18 protein-coding genes are annotated in these 19,044 nt (G+C 35.9%); 14 read left to right on the forward strand and 4 right to left on the reverse strand.

The features are described from left to right. Positions 1-209 precede the first annotated feature (209 nt). Entirely contained in the window at positions 210-1,964 is a 1,755-nt protein-coding gene (locus BUB45_RS12705) for a sensor domain-containing diguanylate cyclase (protein WP_073010016.1), read from the forward strand. Between the two features lie 87 nt (positions 1,965-2,051). On the opposite strand, the gene BUB45_RS12710 is transcribed toward BUB45_RS12705, so the two are convergent. Beyond that, positions 2,052-2,558, reverse strand: a complete 507-nt coding sequence (locus tag BUB45_RS12710) for a GAF domain-containing protein (RefSeq protein WP_073010019.1) — start codon at positions 2,556-2,558, stop codon at positions 2,052-2,054. A gap of 116 nt (positions 2,559-2,674) precedes the next feature. Between BUB45_RS12710 and refZ the strand changes: the two genes are divergently transcribed. The 5 genes from refZ (at position 2,675) to BUB45_RS12735 (ending at position 8,505) form a co-directional block, all read left to right on the forward strand. Continuing rightward, positions 2,675-3,295 carry a forespore capture DNA-binding protein RefZ gene (gene refZ, locus BUB45_RS12715; protein ID WP_073010022.1) on the forward strand — a complete coding sequence of 207 codons (621 nt, stop codon included), beginning with the start codon at positions 2,675-2,677 and terminating at the stop codon, positions 3,293-3,295. A 450-nt stretch (positions 3,296-3,745) separates the two neighbouring features. Beyond that, the gene (ezrA, locus tag BUB45_RS12720) at positions 3,746-5,440 is read left to right on the forward strand and encodes a septation ring formation regulator EzrA (protein WP_073010025.1); all 1,695 of its coding nucleotides are present in this window, start codon (positions 3,746-3,748) and stop codon (positions 5,438-5,440) included. 270 nt (positions 5,441-5,710) lie between these two features. Beyond that, positions 5,711-6,850: a cysteine desulfurase family protein gene (locus BUB45_RS12725; protein WP_073010028.1), complete on the forward strand. Its 1,140-nt coding sequence runs from the start codon at positions 5,711-5,713 to the stop codon at positions 6,848-6,850. Positions 6,851-6,857: 7 nt separating this feature from the next. Next, on the forward strand, positions 6,858-8,051 hold the full coding sequence (gene thiI / locus BUB45_RS12730; protein ID WP_073010031.1) for a tRNA uracil 4-sulfurtransferase ThiI: 1,194 nt from the start codon (positions 6,858-6,860) through the stop codon (positions 8,049-8,051). A gap of 250 nt (positions 8,052-8,301) precedes the next feature. Next, entirely contained in the window at positions 8,302-8,505 is a 204-nt protein-coding gene (locus BUB45_RS12735) for an alpha/beta-type small acid-soluble spore protein (RefSeq protein WP_073010034.1), read from the forward strand. A 318-nt stretch (positions 8,506-8,823) separates the two neighbouring features. Here BUB45_RS12735 and BUB45_RS12740 read toward each other — a convergent pair whose 3' ends face one another. Beyond that, positions 8,824-9,621 carry an NAD kinase gene (locus tag BUB45_RS12740; RefSeq protein ID WP_073010037.1) on the reverse strand — a complete coding sequence of 266 codons (798 nt, stop codon included), beginning with the start codon at positions 9,619-9,621 and terminating at the stop codon, positions 8,824-8,826. Between the two features lie 162 nt (positions 9,622-9,783). Between BUB45_RS12740 and BUB45_RS12745 the strand changes: the two genes are divergently transcribed. From BUB45_RS12745 to BUB45_RS12765, 5 genes are all read left to right on the forward strand, one after another. Beyond that, positions 9,784-10,350: a DUF2953 domain-containing protein gene (locus BUB45_RS12745; protein ID WP_073010040.1), complete on the forward strand. Its 567-nt coding sequence runs from the start codon at positions 9,784-9,786 to the stop codon at positions 10,348-10,350. A 15-nt stretch (positions 10,351-10,365) separates the two neighbouring features. Further along, complete coding sequence (gene ytfJ, locus BUB45_RS12750; RefSeq protein ID WP_073010043.1) at positions 10,366-10,821, forward strand: GerW family sporulation protein; 456 nt, start codon at positions 10,366-10,368, stop codon at positions 10,819-10,821. A 236-nt stretch (positions 10,822-11,057) separates the two neighbouring features. Continuing rightward, on the forward strand, positions 11,058-11,558 hold the full coding sequence (gene tpx, locus BUB45_RS12755) for a thiol peroxidase (protein ID WP_073010046.1): 501 nt from the start codon (positions 11,058-11,060) through the stop codon (positions 11,556-11,558). Positions 11,559-11,684: 126 nt separating this feature from the next. Then, on the forward strand, positions 11,685-12,680 hold the full coding sequence (locus tag BUB45_RS12760; protein WP_073010049.1) for a class I SAM-dependent methyltransferase: 996 nt from the start codon (positions 11,685-11,687) through the stop codon (positions 12,678-12,680). A 6-nt stretch (positions 12,681-12,686) separates the two neighbouring features. Further along, complete coding sequence (locus tag BUB45_RS12765; protein WP_073010052.1) at positions 12,687-13,877, forward strand: acetate kinase; 1,191 nt, start codon at positions 12,687-12,689, stop codon at positions 13,875-13,877. A 375-nt stretch (positions 13,878-14,252) separates the two neighbouring features. Here the strand turns inward: BUB45_RS12765 and BUB45_RS12770 are convergent, their stop codons facing one another. Next, on the reverse strand, positions 14,253-14,684 hold the full coding sequence (locus BUB45_RS12770) for a universal stress protein (protein ID WP_073010055.1): 432 nt from the start codon (positions 14,682-14,684) through the stop codon (positions 14,253-14,255). Positions 14,685-14,862: 178 nt separating this feature from the next. On the opposite strand from BUB45_RS12770, the gene BUB45_RS19920 reads away from it, so the two are divergent. Both BUB45_RS19920 and ald read left to right on the forward strand, forming a co-directional pair. Next, complete coding sequence (locus BUB45_RS19920) at positions 14,863-15,027, forward strand: hypothetical protein (protein WP_170861759.1); 165 nt, start codon at positions 14,863-14,865, stop codon at positions 15,025-15,027. Positions 15,028-15,333: 306 nt separating this feature from the next. Further along, positions 15,334-16,452 (forward strand): alanine dehydrogenase, encoded by a 1,119-nt coding sequence (gene ald, locus BUB45_RS12775; RefSeq protein WP_073010059.1) that lies wholly within the window; start codon positions 15,334-15,336, stop codon positions 16,450-16,452. Between the two features lie 372 nt (positions 16,453-16,824). Here ald and BUB45_RS12780 read toward each other — a convergent pair whose 3' ends face one another. Next, on the reverse strand, positions 16,825-17,922 hold the full coding sequence (locus BUB45_RS12780) for a M24 family metallopeptidase (RefSeq protein ID WP_073010062.1): 1,098 nt from the start codon (positions 17,920-17,922) through the stop codon (positions 16,825-16,827). A 352-nt stretch (positions 17,923-18,274) separates the two neighbouring features. On the opposite strand from BUB45_RS12780, the gene BUB45_RS12785 reads away from it, so the two are divergent. Continuing rightward, positions 18,275-18,955: a metal-dependent hydrolase gene (locus BUB45_RS12785; RefSeq protein ID WP_073010065.1), complete on the forward strand. Its 681-nt coding sequence runs from the start codon at positions 18,275-18,277 to the stop codon at positions 18,953-18,955. Positions 18,956-19,044: the final 89 nt, after the last annotated feature.

The raw sequence follows: 19,044 nt of genomic DNA on the forward strand, positions 1-19,044 counted from the left end.
TTACACAACGAATAGTATATAGTTTTTTTGTTTATAAGTCAACTATTTGAGGTGAATTAAATATTATGTTTTGTTATAGGAATAAAGTCCTATTTGGTTTATAATAGAAATAAAAAAAGATGTACAGTCAAGGGTTATTTCAAGTATCTGATCTGAATATCTTGGCATACTTTAGGATTATAAAATATTCTATTAAGATGGTGAGAATAATGGATTTACAACATGTAAGGGATCATCTACAACAAGCATATGATAAATTACTCTGTAGTATATGGGATTGCAAGCGTATGGACCACTTATCATTTATTGTAAATCAAATATATGCTTTAAATGAAGTTGACGTTGTGGCTGTTTATCAATGGCATGGTACCTACTACAAACGCATTCTTTTACACGAGCTAAAAAACAGTACGTATGCTACTCCTGAAAAGATGACAATAGAAGAACAAAAGCTTTACGAAGGAACAAATGAAAAGGGATACCCGATACAGGTAAAGGAGGATTATTTGTTATTAATTACAACAAGGAAGCCTATGCAAGCTTCCATTCGTTCTCTTATACGTTCCGAAGTTATAAATATGTTGGATGTGATGCAAGGACAAATGAATGAAAGAACACAATATCAATTCCTTTACCATTTAACGGCTACTTTGTTTGTGCAAAAACAGAAATCAACCATCGTAGAAATAATATTGCATGCCTTCATGCACTTTTATCCTACCATTAAAATTCATTTATCGTTATCACAAGACACGGAAATAGATGTTGATTATCCAATAGAATCAATTGAATATAAGGATAAACAGTCAGTAAGTTTGAGTACCAAGGCATTTATATCTGGAGAGGTGCAAGTTGAAAAACAATTAGAAACTGTATCCAGCATTTTCTTGCCGTTAACAGGAAACCAAGGCGTTTATGGTGTCATTCAATTATTTGGGAAGGGTGGGCATGATTTTTCAAACCAAGATATTTTATTTGTGACTAATGTAGCGCAAACGGCAGGGAAGGCAATTGAAAATGCTAGTCTAATGGAACATAACAAACGACTCATTTCAGAATTAAAATTAATTAATGACGTCACGCATCACCTTAATTCCAACTTAGATTTGAAAGATATTGCGGAGTATATACGAGACACCATTATAGAAATATGTGAAGCACAGGAAATTGGCTTTATTTTTTATACGAAAACTGGAGAGATGACAATTTTACAAGCAAGCACAGATTATTTTCATGGTTCTGATAGCTTTACTACGTTTTTAATGGAGCAAGACATGCGAGCAACCTTTCATGGAAATTACAATGCTTTTCCCGGTTTGCCATATCGCTCTTTAATATGGATTCCTTTACAGCAAGGAGTTAAGGTTTATGGCATGGTAGTACTTATGCATTCTTCTTCTTATTTCTTTTCCTTTGAGATGTTTAAATTTATGCAATCACTTATTCAGCATTGTTCTTTAGCGTTCTTTAACACTATTTTAAAAGAAGAACTTCAAAAAGCAGTGATTACAGATGATTTAACGAAACTTTATTCGAGGAATTATTTAGAAGGAAAAATTAGTCAACAGCGACAAATAACACGAAATGGTTCATTAATTCTTTTTGATATTGATGATTTTAAAAAAGTAAATGATACATATGGACACCATGTTGGTGATCATGTGTTAAAACAAGTAGCGGAAATTATTCGGCAATATTCGAATCATCACGCAATTCCAGCGAGATGGGGTGGGGAAGAGTTAGCGATTTACGCACCGGATAAGAAAATTAACGAAGCGGTAGTATTGGCAGAAGAAATTTGCAACTATGTGGAAAATAATACGGACCCGCCAGTAACTCTCTCTTGTGGTGTGTCTACTTGGGAAAACAATTACAATGACTCTATTAGTGAGTTGTTTATTCGTGCAGATCGTGCACTGTACAAGGCAAAGCATAAAGGTAAAAACAGTGTTGTAAGAGGGTAGGTGTAACAAATGGTGTAAGACCCATCCATATGAAAGTGTGAAAAGCTACAGCTTCCGCTATAAAAAGTTGGCGGTAAGCCAAGTTTTCTAACTAGTCGTCTTAGGTACGCTTAAATAGTACTGCAACGTTTGTACAAATTTCTCCAAGTAAATTCGATCTGTTTCATCAAATCGATCATGTATAGGGCTATCAATATCTAGTACGCCAAATATTTTATCATCTAGTATAATAGGTACGACTATTTCCGAATTAGTGTCCCCATCGCAAGCAATATGACCAGGGAATTGGTGGACATCTGCAACGAGTTGCGTCTTTTTTTCCAAAATAGCTGTACCACAAACGCCTTTTCCATAACCAATTCGAATACAGGCTGGTAAGCCTTGAAAAGGCCCTAGCACTAATTCATTTTGTTCTTCTTTCCAAATATAAAATCCAACCCAGTTTGTGTTATCTAAAAATTGATTTAAAAGCGCAGATGCATTAGAGAGAACGGCTATTTCATCTTGCTCCCCATCGCTTAACGCTTGAAGCTGGCGAATTAACAAATCATAATCTTTCTGTTTATCTCCCGAATAATAAATAGTTTGAAACATAAAAAAACGTCCCCTTTATTACAGTGAATTTCGACAAAGGTGTTATTTTTGTCGAGTAAAAAATGCAGGATAAGTGATTCCGTTTGTCGTAAAGTTGATATAAGGAGTTGAATTAAATGAAAATAAATCCCTCAAAACAAAAGGTTATTGAAGCGGCTACTGAACTCTTTTTTCAAAAAGGGTTTCATGGTACATCCGTACGTGATATTGCAGATAAAGCAAGAGTCAATGTATCCTTGATCAGCTATTATTTCAAAGGAAAACAAGGTTTACTTGAATTTGCTGTTACAGATTACTATGAAAAATACCTTGAAACAGTAGAAGCTACCATTAAACAGAATCAACATTTAAACAAATTGCAACAACTAAAAGAATTAATTTTTTTCATTATACAGTATAAACAAACAAAGCATCAATTCTCTTGTTTTATCCATAGAGAGTTGTCATTAGATTCCGTTTTTGTAAGAGAAATCTCCGTTACATACTTAGCGAAGGAAAATCATCTATTAACTCAAGCGTTCTACGGAGTGTTGGATGAGGAACGGACATCAATTAATGATCGAACCTATTTGTTTATGCAGTTGAAAGGTATGTTAGTAACACCATATATGATGCCAAATGAATGGAAACATCAAATAATTGGAGAATACTCGCACCAAATCTTCGTTCGAAATTATGTGAAAACAATTCATGACTGGCTTGATTGTTTAGTTATGAAGCAAAAAAATTATGCGTAGAGGATAGATTTGATAGACAAATAAAGTCATTTCGTATAAGGTTTGCAAATTATAGAATGGGAGGAAATAATTTCTAGGGATTATTTTTATTTATCAAACGTAATATTTTTAACGATTATGCAATTAATTTGTATTTTTTTAGCAAAAGGTACGTAGAACATGGTATTATAATAGGTAGATTTATTATGATTCGCTAAATATAATGTAAAAAAACCATTCTCTAATTTTGTTATTATAATACCTATACGAACTACAGTCGAAAGTTGTGTGTATTTTCCCTTGTTTAAGAGAATGTTTGTTATATGCTTATATAAGAGTTACGTGATACCTTGAATCCGCGTGAGTAGTGGTTTCAATATAAATATTAAAGGCGTATCGTTTTAGTTATCGAAGCGTTGTAATTGAAAAATTAGGAAAAGGGTCTTAGGAGATTTAGTTGGGAGGCATTTTATGGCATACATCATTGGCATTATACTTGTAGTTATCGCACTTATTATTACAGGACTAATTTTACGTAAAAGGGTATATGATGTTGTCGATCGCAATGAAGCTTGGAAAATGGATATCATGGGTCGAAACATCAATGCCGAGCTCTCCCGTATAAAAATACTTAACTTGTCTGGAGAAACGCAAGATAAGTTTGAGGCGTGGAAAGAGCGTTGGGAACATATTGTTACAAAGGAATTAACAGATATTGAAGAGCATTTGTTTGATGCAGAGGAAGCAGCAGACCGTTATCGCTTTTCAAAAGCAAAAAAAACTTTAGCAGAAGTGGAAAAAATACTTCAAAAAGTAGAAATGGAAATTGAACAAATTATTAAAGAAGTGGATGAATTACTCAATTCTGAAGCAGAGAGTCGAAAAGAAATGGAATATGTTGAACCAACGCTAAAAGATTTGCGGAAGAAACTATCGCAAAATCGTTATCAATATGGGAAAGCAGAGAGTTATTTTGAAACAAAATTAGATGAACTGTTTAAAGAGCTTGCTTCTTACTATGAACTAATAGAAGAAGGGAATTACATAGAGGCAAAACAATTGGTTGATAATCTTAAACTTTCTCTTGACCATTTGCAAATACAGCTTGAGGAATTTCCACATGTTTATAAAATGTGTAAACAAGAGCTTCCTTCTCAATTAGATGATCTACTTTCGGGAATTAAGGAAATGAAAAGTGAAGGGTACCGCGTTGAGCATCTTGCGTTTGAAAAAGAAATTCGCAACTATCAGCAAAAGCTTACACAGATGGTGGATAAACTGGATAAAGGTGACATGGCTAATGGCGAGACATTAATTGAAGAGATCGAAACACGTTCCAAGGAAATGTATCAATTATTGGAAAAAGAGGCAATTGCTAAAAATTATGTGGAAACAAAATTACCGACTTATCAACAAACGATGCAAGAAGTTACAGCTACTTTTAATGACACAAAGCAAGAGGTAGAGCAGCTACAAAAGGCTTATTATTTTGAAGATAGTGATATGGAAAAATATATATCCTTGGAAAAATTGATTTCGAAATTAAATTCACAAGTGGAAACAGTCGTCTCCGATTTGAAAGAAGAAAAATCGCCGCATACAAAGCTTCGAAATGAAATAGAAGCAGCCCTTGAAGAAATTGAGAAATTAAAAGAAAGCCATCAAGCATTCAGAAAACGAATTCAAAACCTACGCAAAGATGAGCTAGAGGCTAAGGAAAAGTTGACAGAAATGCGGAATGAGTTGTATTCTGTACAACGAAAGCTTAAAAAAAGTAATGTACCTGGAGTTCCTACATTTATTTGGAATCTTATAGAAACAGCGAATGATAAAAATCAACGTGTCGTAAAAGCATTAGAAAATCAGCCTTTAGAGATGGCAGAAGTGCAACAAGCATTAAATGATGCGAAAAACGCTGTGACCTATTGTGTAGAACAAACAGAATTGATGTTAGAACAAGCCTATTTGACTGAGCAGGTCATTCAATATGCAAACCGATATCGGAGTCAATACCCGTTGTTAGCGGAAAAATTGGCGGAGTCGGAACGTTTGTTTCGGAAATATGAGTATGAATTAGCACTTGAGAATGCGGCTAAAGCAATTGAAGAGGTCGAGCCGGGAGCCCTAAAGCGCATTGAGGCTTACCAATCCGCTGTTGAGGAATAAGTATATACAAGGTCGTATGGAAGAAGGATATGCATTCGATGATATCCTTTTTTCACTTTAAAAAAGGTGATTAGAAGAACTTGATCTATCGCCAAGACACTCTGGAAAAAGCTGTAGTTTTTCTCACTATAGACCTTTGTTTTTATACTTTTTTATAGTATAAAAAACATGGCTTGTCGCCATAAAAATGTCGCGACAAGCCAAGTTTTTTGTAACACGTTTTAGCTTGGATATGAAACATAAAAAAAGAAAGGTATGGCAATATAGAAAATGATTTATTTAGATAATAGTGCAACCACTAAACCGGAAGCATCTGTGTTAAAAAGCTATGAAAAAGTGTCCATGCATTTTTTTGCGAACCCTTCTTCTATCCATTCACTAGGGGGAGAATCGGAGAAATTGTTGCATCAAGCAAAAGGAGAGGCAGCTAAGTTATTAGAAGTTGCTCCTTCCGAAATTGTATTTACTTCTGGTGGAACGGAAGGGAATAATCTAGCAATTAAAGGAATTGCTTTTGAGCATCAGCATAGAGGAAAGCATATAATTACAACTGCTATTGAACATGCATCTGTATACGAAGCGTGTAAAGGTCTCGAGACATTAGGCTTTGATGTCACCTATTTACCCGTTAACCAAGAGGGGGTTATTAATTTAAATGATTTACAGGCGGCTATCCAAGATGACACAATTTTAATAAGTATCATGCACGTAAATAGCGAACTTGGATCGATACAACCTATTGAGGAAATTGCAAAAATTTCCAAGCGTTATCCGAAATTATTTTTCCATGTTGACTACGTGCAGGGGCTAGGGAAAGTGCCTTTGTCTTTCAAAGATAGTGGAATAGATCTGTGTACGATGTCAGGCCATAAAATCCATGGGTTAAAGGGAACTGGCATCTTATATGTGAAAGATCGAACCACACTTTATCCATTATTTCATGGAGGGTCTCAGGAACAAGGAATACGTTCTGGAACAGAAAATTTGCCAGGAGCAGTTTCATTCATAAAAGCATTACGATTGATTTTGGAAAAAGAAAAAAATCAAAGATACGACCTAATACAAATGCAACAATACATTCGTAAGGAGCTAGAGGAACTGCCGGATGTTTTTATAAATACGCCGTTACATGCAGCACCACACATTATCAATTTTTCTGTTCCTGGTATAAAGCCAGAGGTTCTCATTCACACACTAGCCAATCATGGTATTTATATTTCAACGAAGTCCGCTTGTTCTTCTAAGCAATCCGAGGACAGTAGGGTTCTTGTAGGTTGTGGTTTACCTAAGTCAAGGGCAACATCTGCACTTCGTATTAGTCTTTCCTATATGAATACAATGGAAGAGTTACAAAGGTTTATTAATATATTAAGTAAGAGTATACAGCAATTAAAAAATGTACTGGGGTAGATATATTATGCAATACGATCATATATTAATTCGTTACGGAGAAATGGCTTTAAAAGGAAAAAATATGAAAGCATTTGTTCTTCGTTTGCAGGAGAATATTCAAAGTAAATTGCAGGATTATGAAAACGTAAAGGTAAAACGCACGCAAGGCAGAATGTTTATTTTATTAAATGGTCATGATCCAGAACCGATCATAGCGAAGTGTAAATATATTTTTGGTATTCATAGTTTAAGCTTGGCCATTAAGGAAGAAAATGAACCTGAAAATATTAAAGCAGCAGCGCTATATGCACTAAAGAAAAATACTGCTGCTAAGACATTTAAAGTGACAGTAAAGCGCATAAACAAAGCTTTTCCAATTCGATCGCAAGAATTTAACCAGGTAGTAGGACGACATTTGTTATTGAATACAAGTGATATTACAGTAGATGTTCATCGCCCAGATATAGAAATTAAAATTGAAATTCGCCATGAAGCCACGTATATTACGTCCAGTGTTGTCCAAGGAGCTGGCGGGTTACCAGTTGGTACTTCTGGTAAATCGTTATTGCTATTATCCGGCGGTATTGATAGTCCTGTTGCTGGTTATCTGGCAATGAAACGAGGTGTTCAATTGGAGGCTATACACTTCCATTCCCCTCCATTTACGAGCGAGCGAGCAAAGCAAAAAGTGCTTGATTTAGCTAAACAATTGACACATTTTGGGAAATCTATGCAAGTTCATCTGGTGCCATTTACGAAGTTACAACAGGAAATATTTCGGCAGGTGCCCGATGGTTATGCAATGACGATTATGCGTCGTGTAATGATGCAAATTAGTGAAAAAATTTGTCAAGATCAATCCATTTTATCCTTAACTACAGGAGAAAATTTAGGTCAAGTTGCTAGTCAAACGATGGAAAGCATGCATGTTATTAATGAAGTTACAAACTTCCCTATATTGAGGCCATTGGTTGCAATGGACAAAACAGAAATAATTGATATAGCTAAAAGAATTGGTACATTTGAGACTTCCATTCTTCCTTATGAGGATTGCTGTACGGTCTTTGTGCCAAAATCTCCAAAAACCAAACCAAAAAGAGATAAAGCTAATCATTTTGAAGCAAAAACAGATTTCACGAAGTTAATGAATGAAGCTATAATGGAAGTAGAGACAATTAAAATTACTTCTAACGAAAATGCTTACGTTGATTTATTTTAAAGACAAAATGCAAAATGAATGGCTTGACATAGTTAACATTTTGTCGAAGGTGTTTTTATTTCTGGCATAGTGGAATATACACTGTTTAGTTAAAGCGCGGCGTATTCTTGTATCAGTTCTTAAGGTGCTTTGCTATGTTTGGGTTATATATGTAACATCTATTCCTTTATTTACAGTAACTACCAAACAAAATTATGAATGGATTTTCTTCTTGGTACACATTCTATAAGTACCAAGGAGGTGATTTAACATGGCAACTAACAATTCAAATCAATTAGTAGTCCCTGGTGTACAACAAGCTCTAGATCAAATGAAGTATGAAATTGCTCAAGAATTTGGTGTTCAATTAGGACCAGATTCAACTTCTCGCTCTAACGGATCTGTTGGTGGGGAAATTACGAAACGTCTAGTACAAATGGCAGAGCAACAATTTGGTGGTCAACAAACTTACTAAAATAATATGTATGGTAAAAAAGGACTATCCGTTCAAGGGTAGTCCTTTTGCTTGTAGACTAGGAAATTATTAAAAATTTAGCAGCTGTGGATAAACTTACTAAGTTATTTAGCCGCGTCCGGCTCCATCGCCCAGCAACTAGGCAACTACGAATCGCCCCTAAGCTATGTCATCATTGGTTCGTCAACTCCGTCTCACCATGATTACTAAAACATTCGTTGATTCGCTCCAGTAGCTACGTTGCTAAACGGGCGCTTGTGCTTTTGTGCCTTTAAAAGCTAAATTTCGCAATGCGTAGAAGTAGAGTATAAAGTTAACTTACAGAAAGGTTCGTTTGACACGATCCCAGAAAGAGTTATTTTTTAATTTTACAGTTTTTACGACTTTGTCGCTTAAAGTAACAGTGATATCCTGAATGTTTTTAATGGAATATGCTTCATTATCAAGGCCAATAATTGGGTAATCATTTCCATCTTGACGCACAGACAAACGTAAAGTTCTGTCTTTGTTAAGTATAAAAGAAGAACCAAGTGTACGATAACGGTTATTGTTAATGGATGCCAGTTCTGTTACTTGGAAACAAGGAATGCGAGGGTCTATGACAGCACCATTTGTAGATTTATTATATCCAGTACTCCCAGTAGGAGTAGCAACAATTAAGCCATCTCCGCGAAATGTTTCAAAATGTTGCTCATCAATGAATACATCCATCACAATTGACTTTATAATGGTAGAACGAACACTTAGTTCGTTAAGGCAAAAGAAGCTAGTCTCATCGTTAATTTTTACTTTAATAATAGGAAAACGTCTTACTTCAAGTTCTTCATGCTGCATAGTATGCATCATTTCATTAACATTGTCCAAATAAAAATCACAATATAAACTGGCTTCTCCTGAGCGATTAATTCCAATATAAATGCAATCTTGACGGTATTTTGTTTTTCTAGCTGCCTGCAGAAAAGCACCATCGCCACCGATACTCACAATTATATTTGCGTGTTTAGCATCTTCTACAACTTTAAAACCGTTTTCAATTGCTGCATGATGAATAGTCGCTATTTTTTCTTCTATACCGGTTGGATTTAAGTAGTAAAAAAACAAGTTATTTCGTTCCATCCTATTACACCCTCCGTCTATGTATGCTTTTTTTATTATGATAGATTGTTTCACTTCATTCTACCATGTTTAACAAAAGATTTAAAAAAAGTACCGTTTGTAGTTATTTTTGGATAAAAATAGAATTGCAGTAGAATAATAACTTGTAATGGGGTGAAAAGTGTGTGGATTATATTTTGGATTTTATTTATTTTATTAATACTTATTATCATGATTTGTTCCATTAATTGGAAAATGAATATTCGTATTGAATACTCTCCAACGCAATTTGTTTTACATATAAAAATAAGTTGGCTTTTTATTCAAATAGTAAATAAGACAATTCAACTTCAGCAACTGGAAACGTATGAAGCGCATTCTTTTGATTGTTTATCTGACCAGTTACAAAAAATGTATCGTCTTCTAAAAGAGATTAATGCTATAGCCAAAGCTATTTTACAACATATCGTTATTCAGCAATGGCAATGGTATACGAAAGGAGGGACAGGGGATGCGGCTGTAACAGGCACGCTTTCTGGTTTCGTTTGGGGAATTAAAGGTGTCATAACTAGCTGGATTATGGGGAAAAGTAAGCAAAGTTGCAAATCAGACTTGCAAGTGCAACCTTTATTTCAACAAAGATATATAGAGGTGTATTTTTCTTGTATGGTATCCATTAAAATCACACAAGCTATAACTAGTTTTATACAAGTGTTACGAATAGTAGATATGCAAACAAAGCAAAGTTAAAGGAGTGTAAAGTATATGGAAGATCATCCAATACAAGGTTTAATGACAACAGCAATGGAAAACTTAAAGGATATGGTGGAGGCAAATACCATTATAGGTAATCCTGTACAATCTCCAGATGGTAGTATAATTATTCCTGTATCTAAAGTTGGTTTTGGTTTTGCAGCAGGTGGTAGTGAATTTCAATCAACAAGTAACCTTTCATCAGACAGTGAAGCGACATTGCCCTTTGGTGGTGGTAGTGGAGGTGGCGTATCCATTACACCTGTAGCCTTTTTAATTGCAAGTAATCAAGGAATTAAGATGGTTCATTTAGATGAGCAAACACATATTTATGAAAAAATGTTGCATTTTGCTCCTCAAGTTGTCGAAAAAGTACAAGAGATCATTCAATCTGCTGACAAGAAACAGTCATCTAAGAAAGATACCGAAAAAAAAGAGAAACAAGCTCCGACGCAATATGATGTTTGATTTAAGAGTATTGAACTTTTGGGGTAATTCTAAAGGGGAATTATCATTTTCACTATAAATATGGTAATCGGAGTGATTTGTAAACGGAATGGTGAAACAAAGTTGAATGTGTATAAACAAAAATGAAAGCGGTTGTTATTTTGTTCACAAATTATTCCTCGTAAAATAGTGGACATGGATCATGAATCAATTCATAATAGTAGGGGAATACAATTATTTAGGAAGGAATGATTCTTATGGCAAATGTGACATTCCAACATAAACCAGTTACCCTGTTAGGTACAGAGGTGCAAGTTGGTGATCAAGCACCAAACTTCAGGGTATTGACGACTGATTTACAAGATGCAACGTTGGATGATTACAAAGGGAAAGTAAAGCTAATCAGTGTCGTTCCTTCGATTGATACTGGTGTATGTGCTGACCAAACAAAGCGGTTTAATGAAGAAGCATTTGCAATAGGTAGCGTTCAAGTGCTAACAATGAGTATGGATTTGCCTTTTGCACAAAAGCGTTGGGTAACCGAGCATAATATCGATAAATTAGAAACGTTATCCGACCACCGTGATGCAAATTTTGGTCATCAATACGGAGTTCTTATAAAAGAATTACGCTTGCTTGCGCGAGCTATTTTTATCATCGATCGTAACGACACAGTTCAATACGTCGAATATGTGAGTGAAGTGAGCAATCATCCAGATTATGAAGCTGCTCTGGAGGCTGCGAAGAAAGCAAATTAACATCTCTCTCCATTGGGAGGGGGATTTTTACTGTCCAATCGGATGAAAGCACAATTCATTGTATTCATTTAATCCTTTTGATACAATAGATGACGCTTTATAGCAACCGAATGGAGGCTGCAATGAATGAAGAATTCAAAAACAAATGTAGAGTCACTTTATAGTTGGATAGATGAGATTACTACAACTATCCAAGAATATGTGAATGAAACTTATTTAGACAGCTTGATATATGCACAAGAATGTATTTTTCACTGCTCACCTACAATAAATCATGACGAACAACTGACTCATAAGCTGGAAACATTATTACAAACCACATCCTTAGCTGACTATACAGTTGAAGAGATTAGAAAGGCAAATCAGCTAGCAATATTAAAAGGAATGAAAGGCTCAACTCAAGCACAGCATATGATGACTCCTGAAACAATTGCTTTGATTATAGCTTATCTAAGCAACAAACTAATGGATGAGAAAAAAGAAATACGTATTTTTGATCCAGCAAGCGGTACTGGAAACTTGTTGACAACTGTATTTAGTCAACTTTCTCAAGATAAAGAAGCGTATGCAAGTGAAGTCGATTCAACATTAATTCAACTAGGTGTATGGAATGCCAATCTGCAAAAGCAGCAAATTGAATTTTTTCACCAAGATAGTTTGCAACCTTTTTTACTAGACCCGGTTGATTTAGTTGTAGCAGATTTACCAGTGGGTTATTACCCTGATGATGTGCGGGCGTCACGCTTTGAATTACAAGCAAAAGAAGGCCATTCCTATGCACATCATTTATTTATGGAGCAAAGTCTTAAGTATACTGTAGATGGAGGATATCTTATATTTGTTATTCCTGAGTTTTTGTTTGAAAGTGATCAGGCAGATCAATTAAAGAATTTTTTACATGAACATGCACATATTGTAGGACTACTAGGTTTACCTGATACAGCATTCCAAACAGATAAACAAAAAAAGAGTATATTAATTTTACAAAAAAAAGGTCACCATACCACCACTCCTAAACAACCATTATTGGTGAAAATGCCTTCTTTTTCAAATACCAATGCAATGGGAGATATTTTAGGTCAAATAAATAATTGGTTCCAAACGTATAAAAAGAGGAGTTGAACAGCAATGAGTAACGTATTGGCTATTAATGCCGGTAGTTCATCTTTGAAATTCCAACTAATAAAAATGCCAGAAGAAACGGTTCTTGCTAAAGGGCTTGTAGAAAGAATTGGTCTTCATGAAGCTATCTTTGAAATGAAAGCACAAGAGAAAGAAGAAAAATTCGTAGGTGACATTCCTAATCATGAAGAAGCTGTAAAGAAATTATTAGAAGGTTTGAAAAAATCGGGTGTCATTACGTCACTTGATGAAATTAATGCAGTAGGACATCGTATTGTTCATGGAGGAGAAAAATTTAGCGATTCTGTGTTAATTACTGAACAGGTTATTCAAGGAATTGAAGAAATCTCTGAATTAGCTCCTTTACACAATCCAGCACATTTAACGGGCATTCATGCATTTCGTCATATCTTGCCAGAAGTGCCTATGGTTGCTGTGTTTGATACTGCGTTTCATCAAACCATGCCGCCGTCATCTTACTTATATAGTTTGCCATATAATTACTATGAAGACTATGGTATTCGTAAATATGGTTTCCATGGGACATCGCATAAATACGTTTCCCAGCGTGCAGCAGAATTGTTAGGTGTGCCACTTGAAAATTTAAGGTTAATATCTTGCCACTTAGGAAATGGGTCTAGTATCGCTGCTATTCAAGGTGGAGAATCACTTGATACGTCAATGGGGTTCACACCACTAGCTGGTTTAACAATGGGGACTCGTTCTGGAGACATTGATCCAGCACTTATACCATATATTATGGAAAAAACAGGGAAATCAGCTTCGGAAGTCGTTCATGTGCTAAATAAAGAAAGTGGTATGTTAGCTTTATCTGGTTTTTCTAGCGATTTAAGGGATATTGAGCAAAAGGCAGATGAAGATCCTAGAGCTAAGCTTGCATTAGATGTATTTGCTGAACGTATCCATAAATACTTAGGTTCTTATGCAGCTAAAATGAGTGGCGTCGATGCAATCATTTTCACAGCTGGAGTTGGAGAAAACAGTGTATTAATTCGGGAGAAAGTTTTACGCGGCTTAGAATTTATGGGTGTATACTGGGATCCTACATTGAATAACACACGAGGAAAAGAACAATTTGTTAATTATCCTCATTCCCCTGTAAAAGTAATCATTATTCCTACAAATGAAGAAGTAATGATTGCACGGGACACAGTTCGACTAACAGAGTCAATTTAAGACCAAAGGCTCGGGGCGCTCGTTTTAGCAACGTAGCGAGTGGAACGAATCAACGAAAGTTTTAGAAATCATACTCCTGCAACAGGAGTATGCCGGCGCCCTTCGACAAGCCCGTCTTTAGTCGGCCTTCCTAATTAGAACGAACCGATGATGACTTAGCTTAGGGCAATGAAGTACGTCGCCTAGTTGCTGGGCGCTGGAGCCGTACGTGGCTAAATACTTAGTTAGTCTATCCACACCTTGCAAAATTTTATAATTTTCTAGACAATTATAAAGGTTTTGGCGTGGTTTAGCCATGACAAAACCCTTATAAAAACTTGTTGCTATAGTTCAGACAGCGCTTCCTAACAGAAGCGCTGTCTACGGTTAAAGCTTTTATCGAACGACAAGAACGTCACATGTGGCGTAACGAGTAATGTTTTCGGATACACTTCCAATTAAAAATCTTTCTACTGCATTCATACCTGTTGCTCCACAAATAATTAAATCCGCTTCAAATTGTTTGGCAATATCTTTTGCAATTTTTACTTTCGGAGATCCATATTCCACACAACGTACTAAATCATCCACTCCGGCTCCTTTAGCGTTATCAACGTAGCTATCTAGTAGCTCTTTTGCATACTCATCCGCTCTTTCTGCTAAAGTACGATCGTATGCTTCTGCAGTAGCAAATGTTCGAGAATCAACAACATGTGCTAGAATGAGCCTTGCATCGTTATTCCTTTTGGCGATGGCGAGTGATTTCTTAAATGCTTTTTCAGATGCTTCAGATCCATCTACCGCAACAACAATATTTTTATATTCCACTTTTCATCTCCCCTTTCTAATTCCACTATATACCCATTTTACTTTTACAACAATCAATATATGGTGTTTTTGTTAAAATAATAGTATAATATCGCTACATATCACGGCAATACTATAAGTGAGTTCAAAAGCCATTTCGCTTTTGCTACAATCTCTATTCAGTGAAAGAGGGATATATTTGGCGAAAAATAATCAGCAAAACCATGGTTCCAAGAAATTGTTTACAGATAAAAAAGGTGTAGAGGCAGTTCGAAATCAGTTAAATGAAAGCTATCAAAGTGGGGTTGTGGAACAACTGCATAATAATAAGGGGATCTATACTTTTAATAATCAAAAAAATTAATTTTTTTAATAGAGGCTCTCGTCGCTACGGTTTTCCGTTAAAGACTAGTGAGTCTCTTTTCCTGTAGGGCAAAGAAGCGGTCTTTCATCATCACTGTTCTTCCTATCCCTTTCATCCCGATTGTTATTAATTTATCCCCACTTTAAACAAAACTGAAAACGTAAAAAGTTTACATTTTCATAAGCTCTATTAGGAAATTTTTTCAAAAAAACCTATTTCTCCATTTCTTTCTACTTCCTATTTTTTTAAATATTTGATACTGTTAGATTATAAATGAATTATATTGATGAAGGAGGTATTTACAAGATGAACATCGGAGTACCAAAAGAGATAAAAAACAATGAAAATAGGGTGGCGATGGCTCCGTCTGGCGTCTTAACATTAACAAAGGCTGGTCATCAAATTTTTATGGAAACAAATGCAGGTTTAGGATCAGGTTTTTCTGATGAGCAATACGTAAATGCTGGCGCTACCATTGTTTCAAGCCCAAAAGAAGCATGGTCACAAGAAATGGTAATGAAAGTGAAAGAGCCTTTACCAGAAGAATATAGTTATTTTTATGAAGGTCAAATTTTATTTACATATTTGCATTTAGCAGCAGAAGCAGAGTTAACGAAAGAGCTAGTTAATAAAAAAGTGACTGCAATTGCTTATGAGACAGTGCAATTACCAAATAATACATTACCGCTTTTAACACCTATGAGTGAAGTAGCTGGGAAGATGGCTTCACAAATCGGCGCTCAGTTTTTAGAGAAAACGAAAGGTGGAAAAGGTATTCTGTTAAGCGGAATTCCTGGTGTCAGACGGGCCAAAATCACTATTATTGGTGGCGGAGTTGTTGGAACAAACGCAGCGAAAATAGCTGTCGGTTTAGGAGCAGATGTAACTTTAATTGATTTGAATCCAGAACGTTTACGACAGCTTGATGATATTTTTGGTTTCTCAATTAATACGATGATGTCGAATCCAATGAATATAAGTCTCGCTTTAGCTGAGTCGGATCTTGTCATAGGAGCAGTGCTAATCCCAGGAGCGAAAGCACCAAAATTAGTAACGGAAGAAATGGTACAAAATATGTCTGATGGGTCTGTCATTGTAGATGTAGCTATTGACCAAGGAGGAATATTTGAGACGAGTGACCATGTCACTACGCATGATAACCCAACTTATACGAAGCATGGTGTCTTACATTACTCCGTAGCTAATATGCCAGGAGCTGTTCCTAGAACGTCTACTATTGGATTGACGAATGTCACTGTGCCATATGCTTTGCAATTGGCTAACTTTGGAGTGGAGATGGCTTTTCAAAATAACGAATCACTCTTAAAAGGGGTAAATACATGGAAAGGAATTGTAACTCATCAAGGCGTCGCAAATGCTCATGAAATGAACTATGTCGACCCACACACATTACTTGAGTTGTAATAATATGTGAAAACGACAAGTAAAAGACCAAAGGCTCGGGGCGCCCGGTTAGCAACGTAGCGAGTGGAACGAACCAACGAAAGGTTTAGGAATCATGCTCCTGCAACCGGAGTATGTCGGCGCCCTCCGGCAAGCCTCTTTAGTCGGCCTTCCTATTTAGAATGAACCGATGATGACTTAGCTTAGGGCAATGGAGTGAAGGCGCCCAGTTGCTGGCGCTGGAGCCGGACGTGGCTAAATAACTTAGTAAGTTTATCCACAGCTGCTAAATTTTATAATTTCCTTAATTTCCTAGTCAATGAAAAAGCAGCGTGACTACCCACCGCTGCTTCTTGTTACATTCATTGCCACGCTTTGTTCATTTTTAATGGTCTAATCAACAATCCTTAATTCCTTTGGAAATTGCGTTAAAACTTCTGGACCACTTTCTTTGATAAATAGCATATCTTCTATCCTTACACCCCCAATATTAGGCACGTAGATGCCTGGCTCAACAGTAAAGCACATATTTTCCTGCAATGGTAATGTGTTATCACTATGCATAGATGGGTATTCGTGAGTTTGAATACCTAAACCGTGCCCAATTCGATGCGTGAAATAGTCCCCATATCCATTTGAGTTTATTGCGTTTCGCGCAACTTGATCTAATTTCCCTACAGCAACACCTGCTTTAGCTGATTCTATCGTTTTTTGTTGTGCATGTAACACATTGTTATAGATACGATCTTGTTCCTTGGTAATGGATTTAAAAGCAACTGTTCTTGTGATATCAGAACAATAACCTTCATATACAACGCCTAAGTCAAATAAAACCAAATCACCTTTAGCTATTTTTTTCAACGATGGGTTTCCGTGAGGAGAGGCTGTTTTTGTACCGGATAAAACGATCGTGGAAAACGACATCGCTTGCACACCTTGTTTTTTTAGTTCAAATTCAATTTTAGCGACAATTTCTAACTCCGTTATCCCTTCTTTTATTGCTTCAAACCCTGTTTTTATACCAAAATCAGCAAGTTCTGCTGCTGTTTTAAGCCTTTTGTATTCATATTCGTTTTTAATAAGCCTTAATTGAGCTAATAACGCTTCAGCTTGTCTAATTTCTGTTTGCGGTAAAATCTGTTGCAGTATGGTTTGGCGGTCTAATGTAAAATGATTAAACTCCACGCCAATTGTTTTTGGAATAGTTTCGTTTTGCTTTATTACTTTAGATAGCATTTCCCAAGGGTTTTCGTGATCTTGATACGAAATAATAGAGTGTTTCCAACCTGCGTTTTTAGCATCTGCTTTCTCCATTGCAGGAAGAACGAGAATAGGATCTTCATGCTTACGTATATATACAGCAACTAGACGTTCATGTGGGTCGGTAAAGTAGTTCGTTATGTAATATACATTTGCCGGTGACGTAATTAAAATACTTTCCATATGCTGCTGATCCATATGGCGTAAAAGTGTTTCGATTCTTTGTTTCATGATTATAACACTCCTTTAATGTTTATGTACTATTATAACAAAGATGGTTTTAAGAAAGGTGTGAAATGAATGGAGAATGTAACGTGTCACAAAATTTTTTCTTTAGATCGAATAAGATCTTTTGTTTTATCGTCTAGGAAAAATAAAAGCTTGGCGACAAGGCAAGTTTCACTGAAAAATATTGCTGAAAGAAAATTTATCGGATAGGAAGCTGTTTTAAATTTACTTTAGGTCACACTTGGTTACCTAACAAAAGCTCCAGTTCAAATGTGTAAAAAATAGTCCCTTAGGGTATAAAACATATAGACAGGTTTGCTATAATGAATCAAAATACTTGAAAGGAGAGGTTGTTGTGAAAATATCTTATCATGGTCATTCCGTTGTACAGGTTGAAACCGATGAGCACAACATATTGATTGACCCATTCATTTCAGGAAATGAGGCATGTGATTTAGATGCTGAAATCGTTTCTCCAGATTACATTTTATTAACACACGGTCATAACGATCATGTGGGTGATACGATTTCGATTGCTAAGCGAACAAATGCAATGGTTATTGCGCCAAATGAATTAGCTGAATTTTTAGGAACAAAAGGTTTGCAAGTGCATCCAATGCATATTGGTGGGAAAAATAGCTTTGATTTCGGTACGGTAAAGTTTACACAAGCCTTCCACGGATCAGCCTATACAGAAGAAGATGGCTCCATTGTTTATACTGGAATGCCTGCTGGTATATTACTTACTATTAACGGAAAAACCATTTACCATGCTGGAGATACAGGACTTTTCTCTGATTTAAAATTGATTGGTGAAATGAATGATATAGAGCTAGCATTTATTCCAATTGGGGATAATTTTACGATGGGACCAGAAGACGCTCTCATTGCTGCGAAATGGGTGGGGGCTAAAACAGTTGTGCCCATTCATTACAATACTTTCCCCGTTATTGAGCAAGATGCAGCTGCTTTTGCAAAGCAAGTCGAGCCTGGTATTGGAAAGGTAATGAAGATTGGTGAAGCTGTACATCTGTAATCATTACCATTCAATAAACCGTGGGTCTCTACCCGCGGTTTATATAACTTCCTATGGTCAAGGCTTCGTTTTAAACCTCCTTACACCCA

Source organism: Virgibacillus chiguensis (genome assembly GCF_900129865.1).
GTDB lineage: Bacteria > Bacillota > Bacilli > Bacillales > Amphibacillaceae > Virgibacillus > Virgibacillus chiguensis.

Excerpts from the sequence above, each read along its gene's own strand:
- BUB45_RS12705 (WP_073010016.1), top strand. The coding sequence starts at position 210 with ATGGATTTACAACATGTAAGGGATCATCTACAACAAGCATATGATAAA.
- BUB45_RS12710 (WP_073010019.1), bottom strand. The coding sequence starts at position 2,558 with ATGTTTCAAACTATTTATTATTCGGGAGATAAACAGAAAGATTATGAT.
- refZ (WP_073010022.1), top strand. The coding sequence starts at position 2,675 with ATGAAAATAAATCCCTCAAAACAAAAGGTTATTGAAGCGGCTACTGAA.
- ezrA (WP_073010025.1), top strand. The coding sequence starts at position 3,746 with ATGGCATACATCATTGGCATTATACTTGTAGTTATCGCACTTATTATT.
- BUB45_RS12725 (WP_073010028.1), top strand. The coding sequence starts at position 5,711 with ATGATTTATTTAGATAATAGTGCAACCACTAAACCGGAAGCATCTGTG.
- thiI (WP_073010031.1), top strand. The coding sequence starts at position 6,858 with ATGCAATACGATCATATATTAATTCGTTACGGAGAAATGGCTTTAAAA.
- BUB45_RS12735 (WP_073010034.1), top strand. The coding sequence starts at position 8,302 with ATGGCAACTAACAATTCAAATCAATTAGTAGTCCCTGGTGTACAACAA.
- BUB45_RS12740 (WP_073010037.1), bottom strand. The coding sequence starts at position 9,621 with ATGGAACGAAATAACTTGTTTTTTTACTACTTAAATCCAACCGGTATA.
- ytfJ (WP_073010043.1), top strand. The coding sequence starts at position 10,366 with ATGGAAGATCATCCAATACAAGGTTTAATGACAACAGCAATGGAAAAC.
- tpx (WP_073010046.1), top strand. The coding sequence starts at position 11,058 with ATGGCAAATGTGACATTCCAACATAAACCAGTTACCCTGTTAGGTACA.
- BUB45_RS12760 (WP_073010049.1), top strand. The coding sequence starts at position 11,685 with ATGAAGAATTCAAAAACAAATGTAGAGTCACTTTATAGTTGGATAGAT.
- BUB45_RS12765 (WP_073010052.1), top strand. The coding sequence starts at position 12,687 with ATGAGTAACGTATTGGCTATTAATGCCGGTAGTTCATCTTTGAAATTC.
- ald (WP_073010059.1), top strand. The coding sequence starts at position 15,334 with ATGAACATCGGAGTACCAAAAGAGATAAAAAACAATGAAAATAGGGTG.
- BUB45_RS12780 (WP_073010062.1), bottom strand. The coding sequence starts at position 17,922 with ATGAAACAAAGAATCGAAACACTTTTACGCCATATGGATCAGCAGCAT.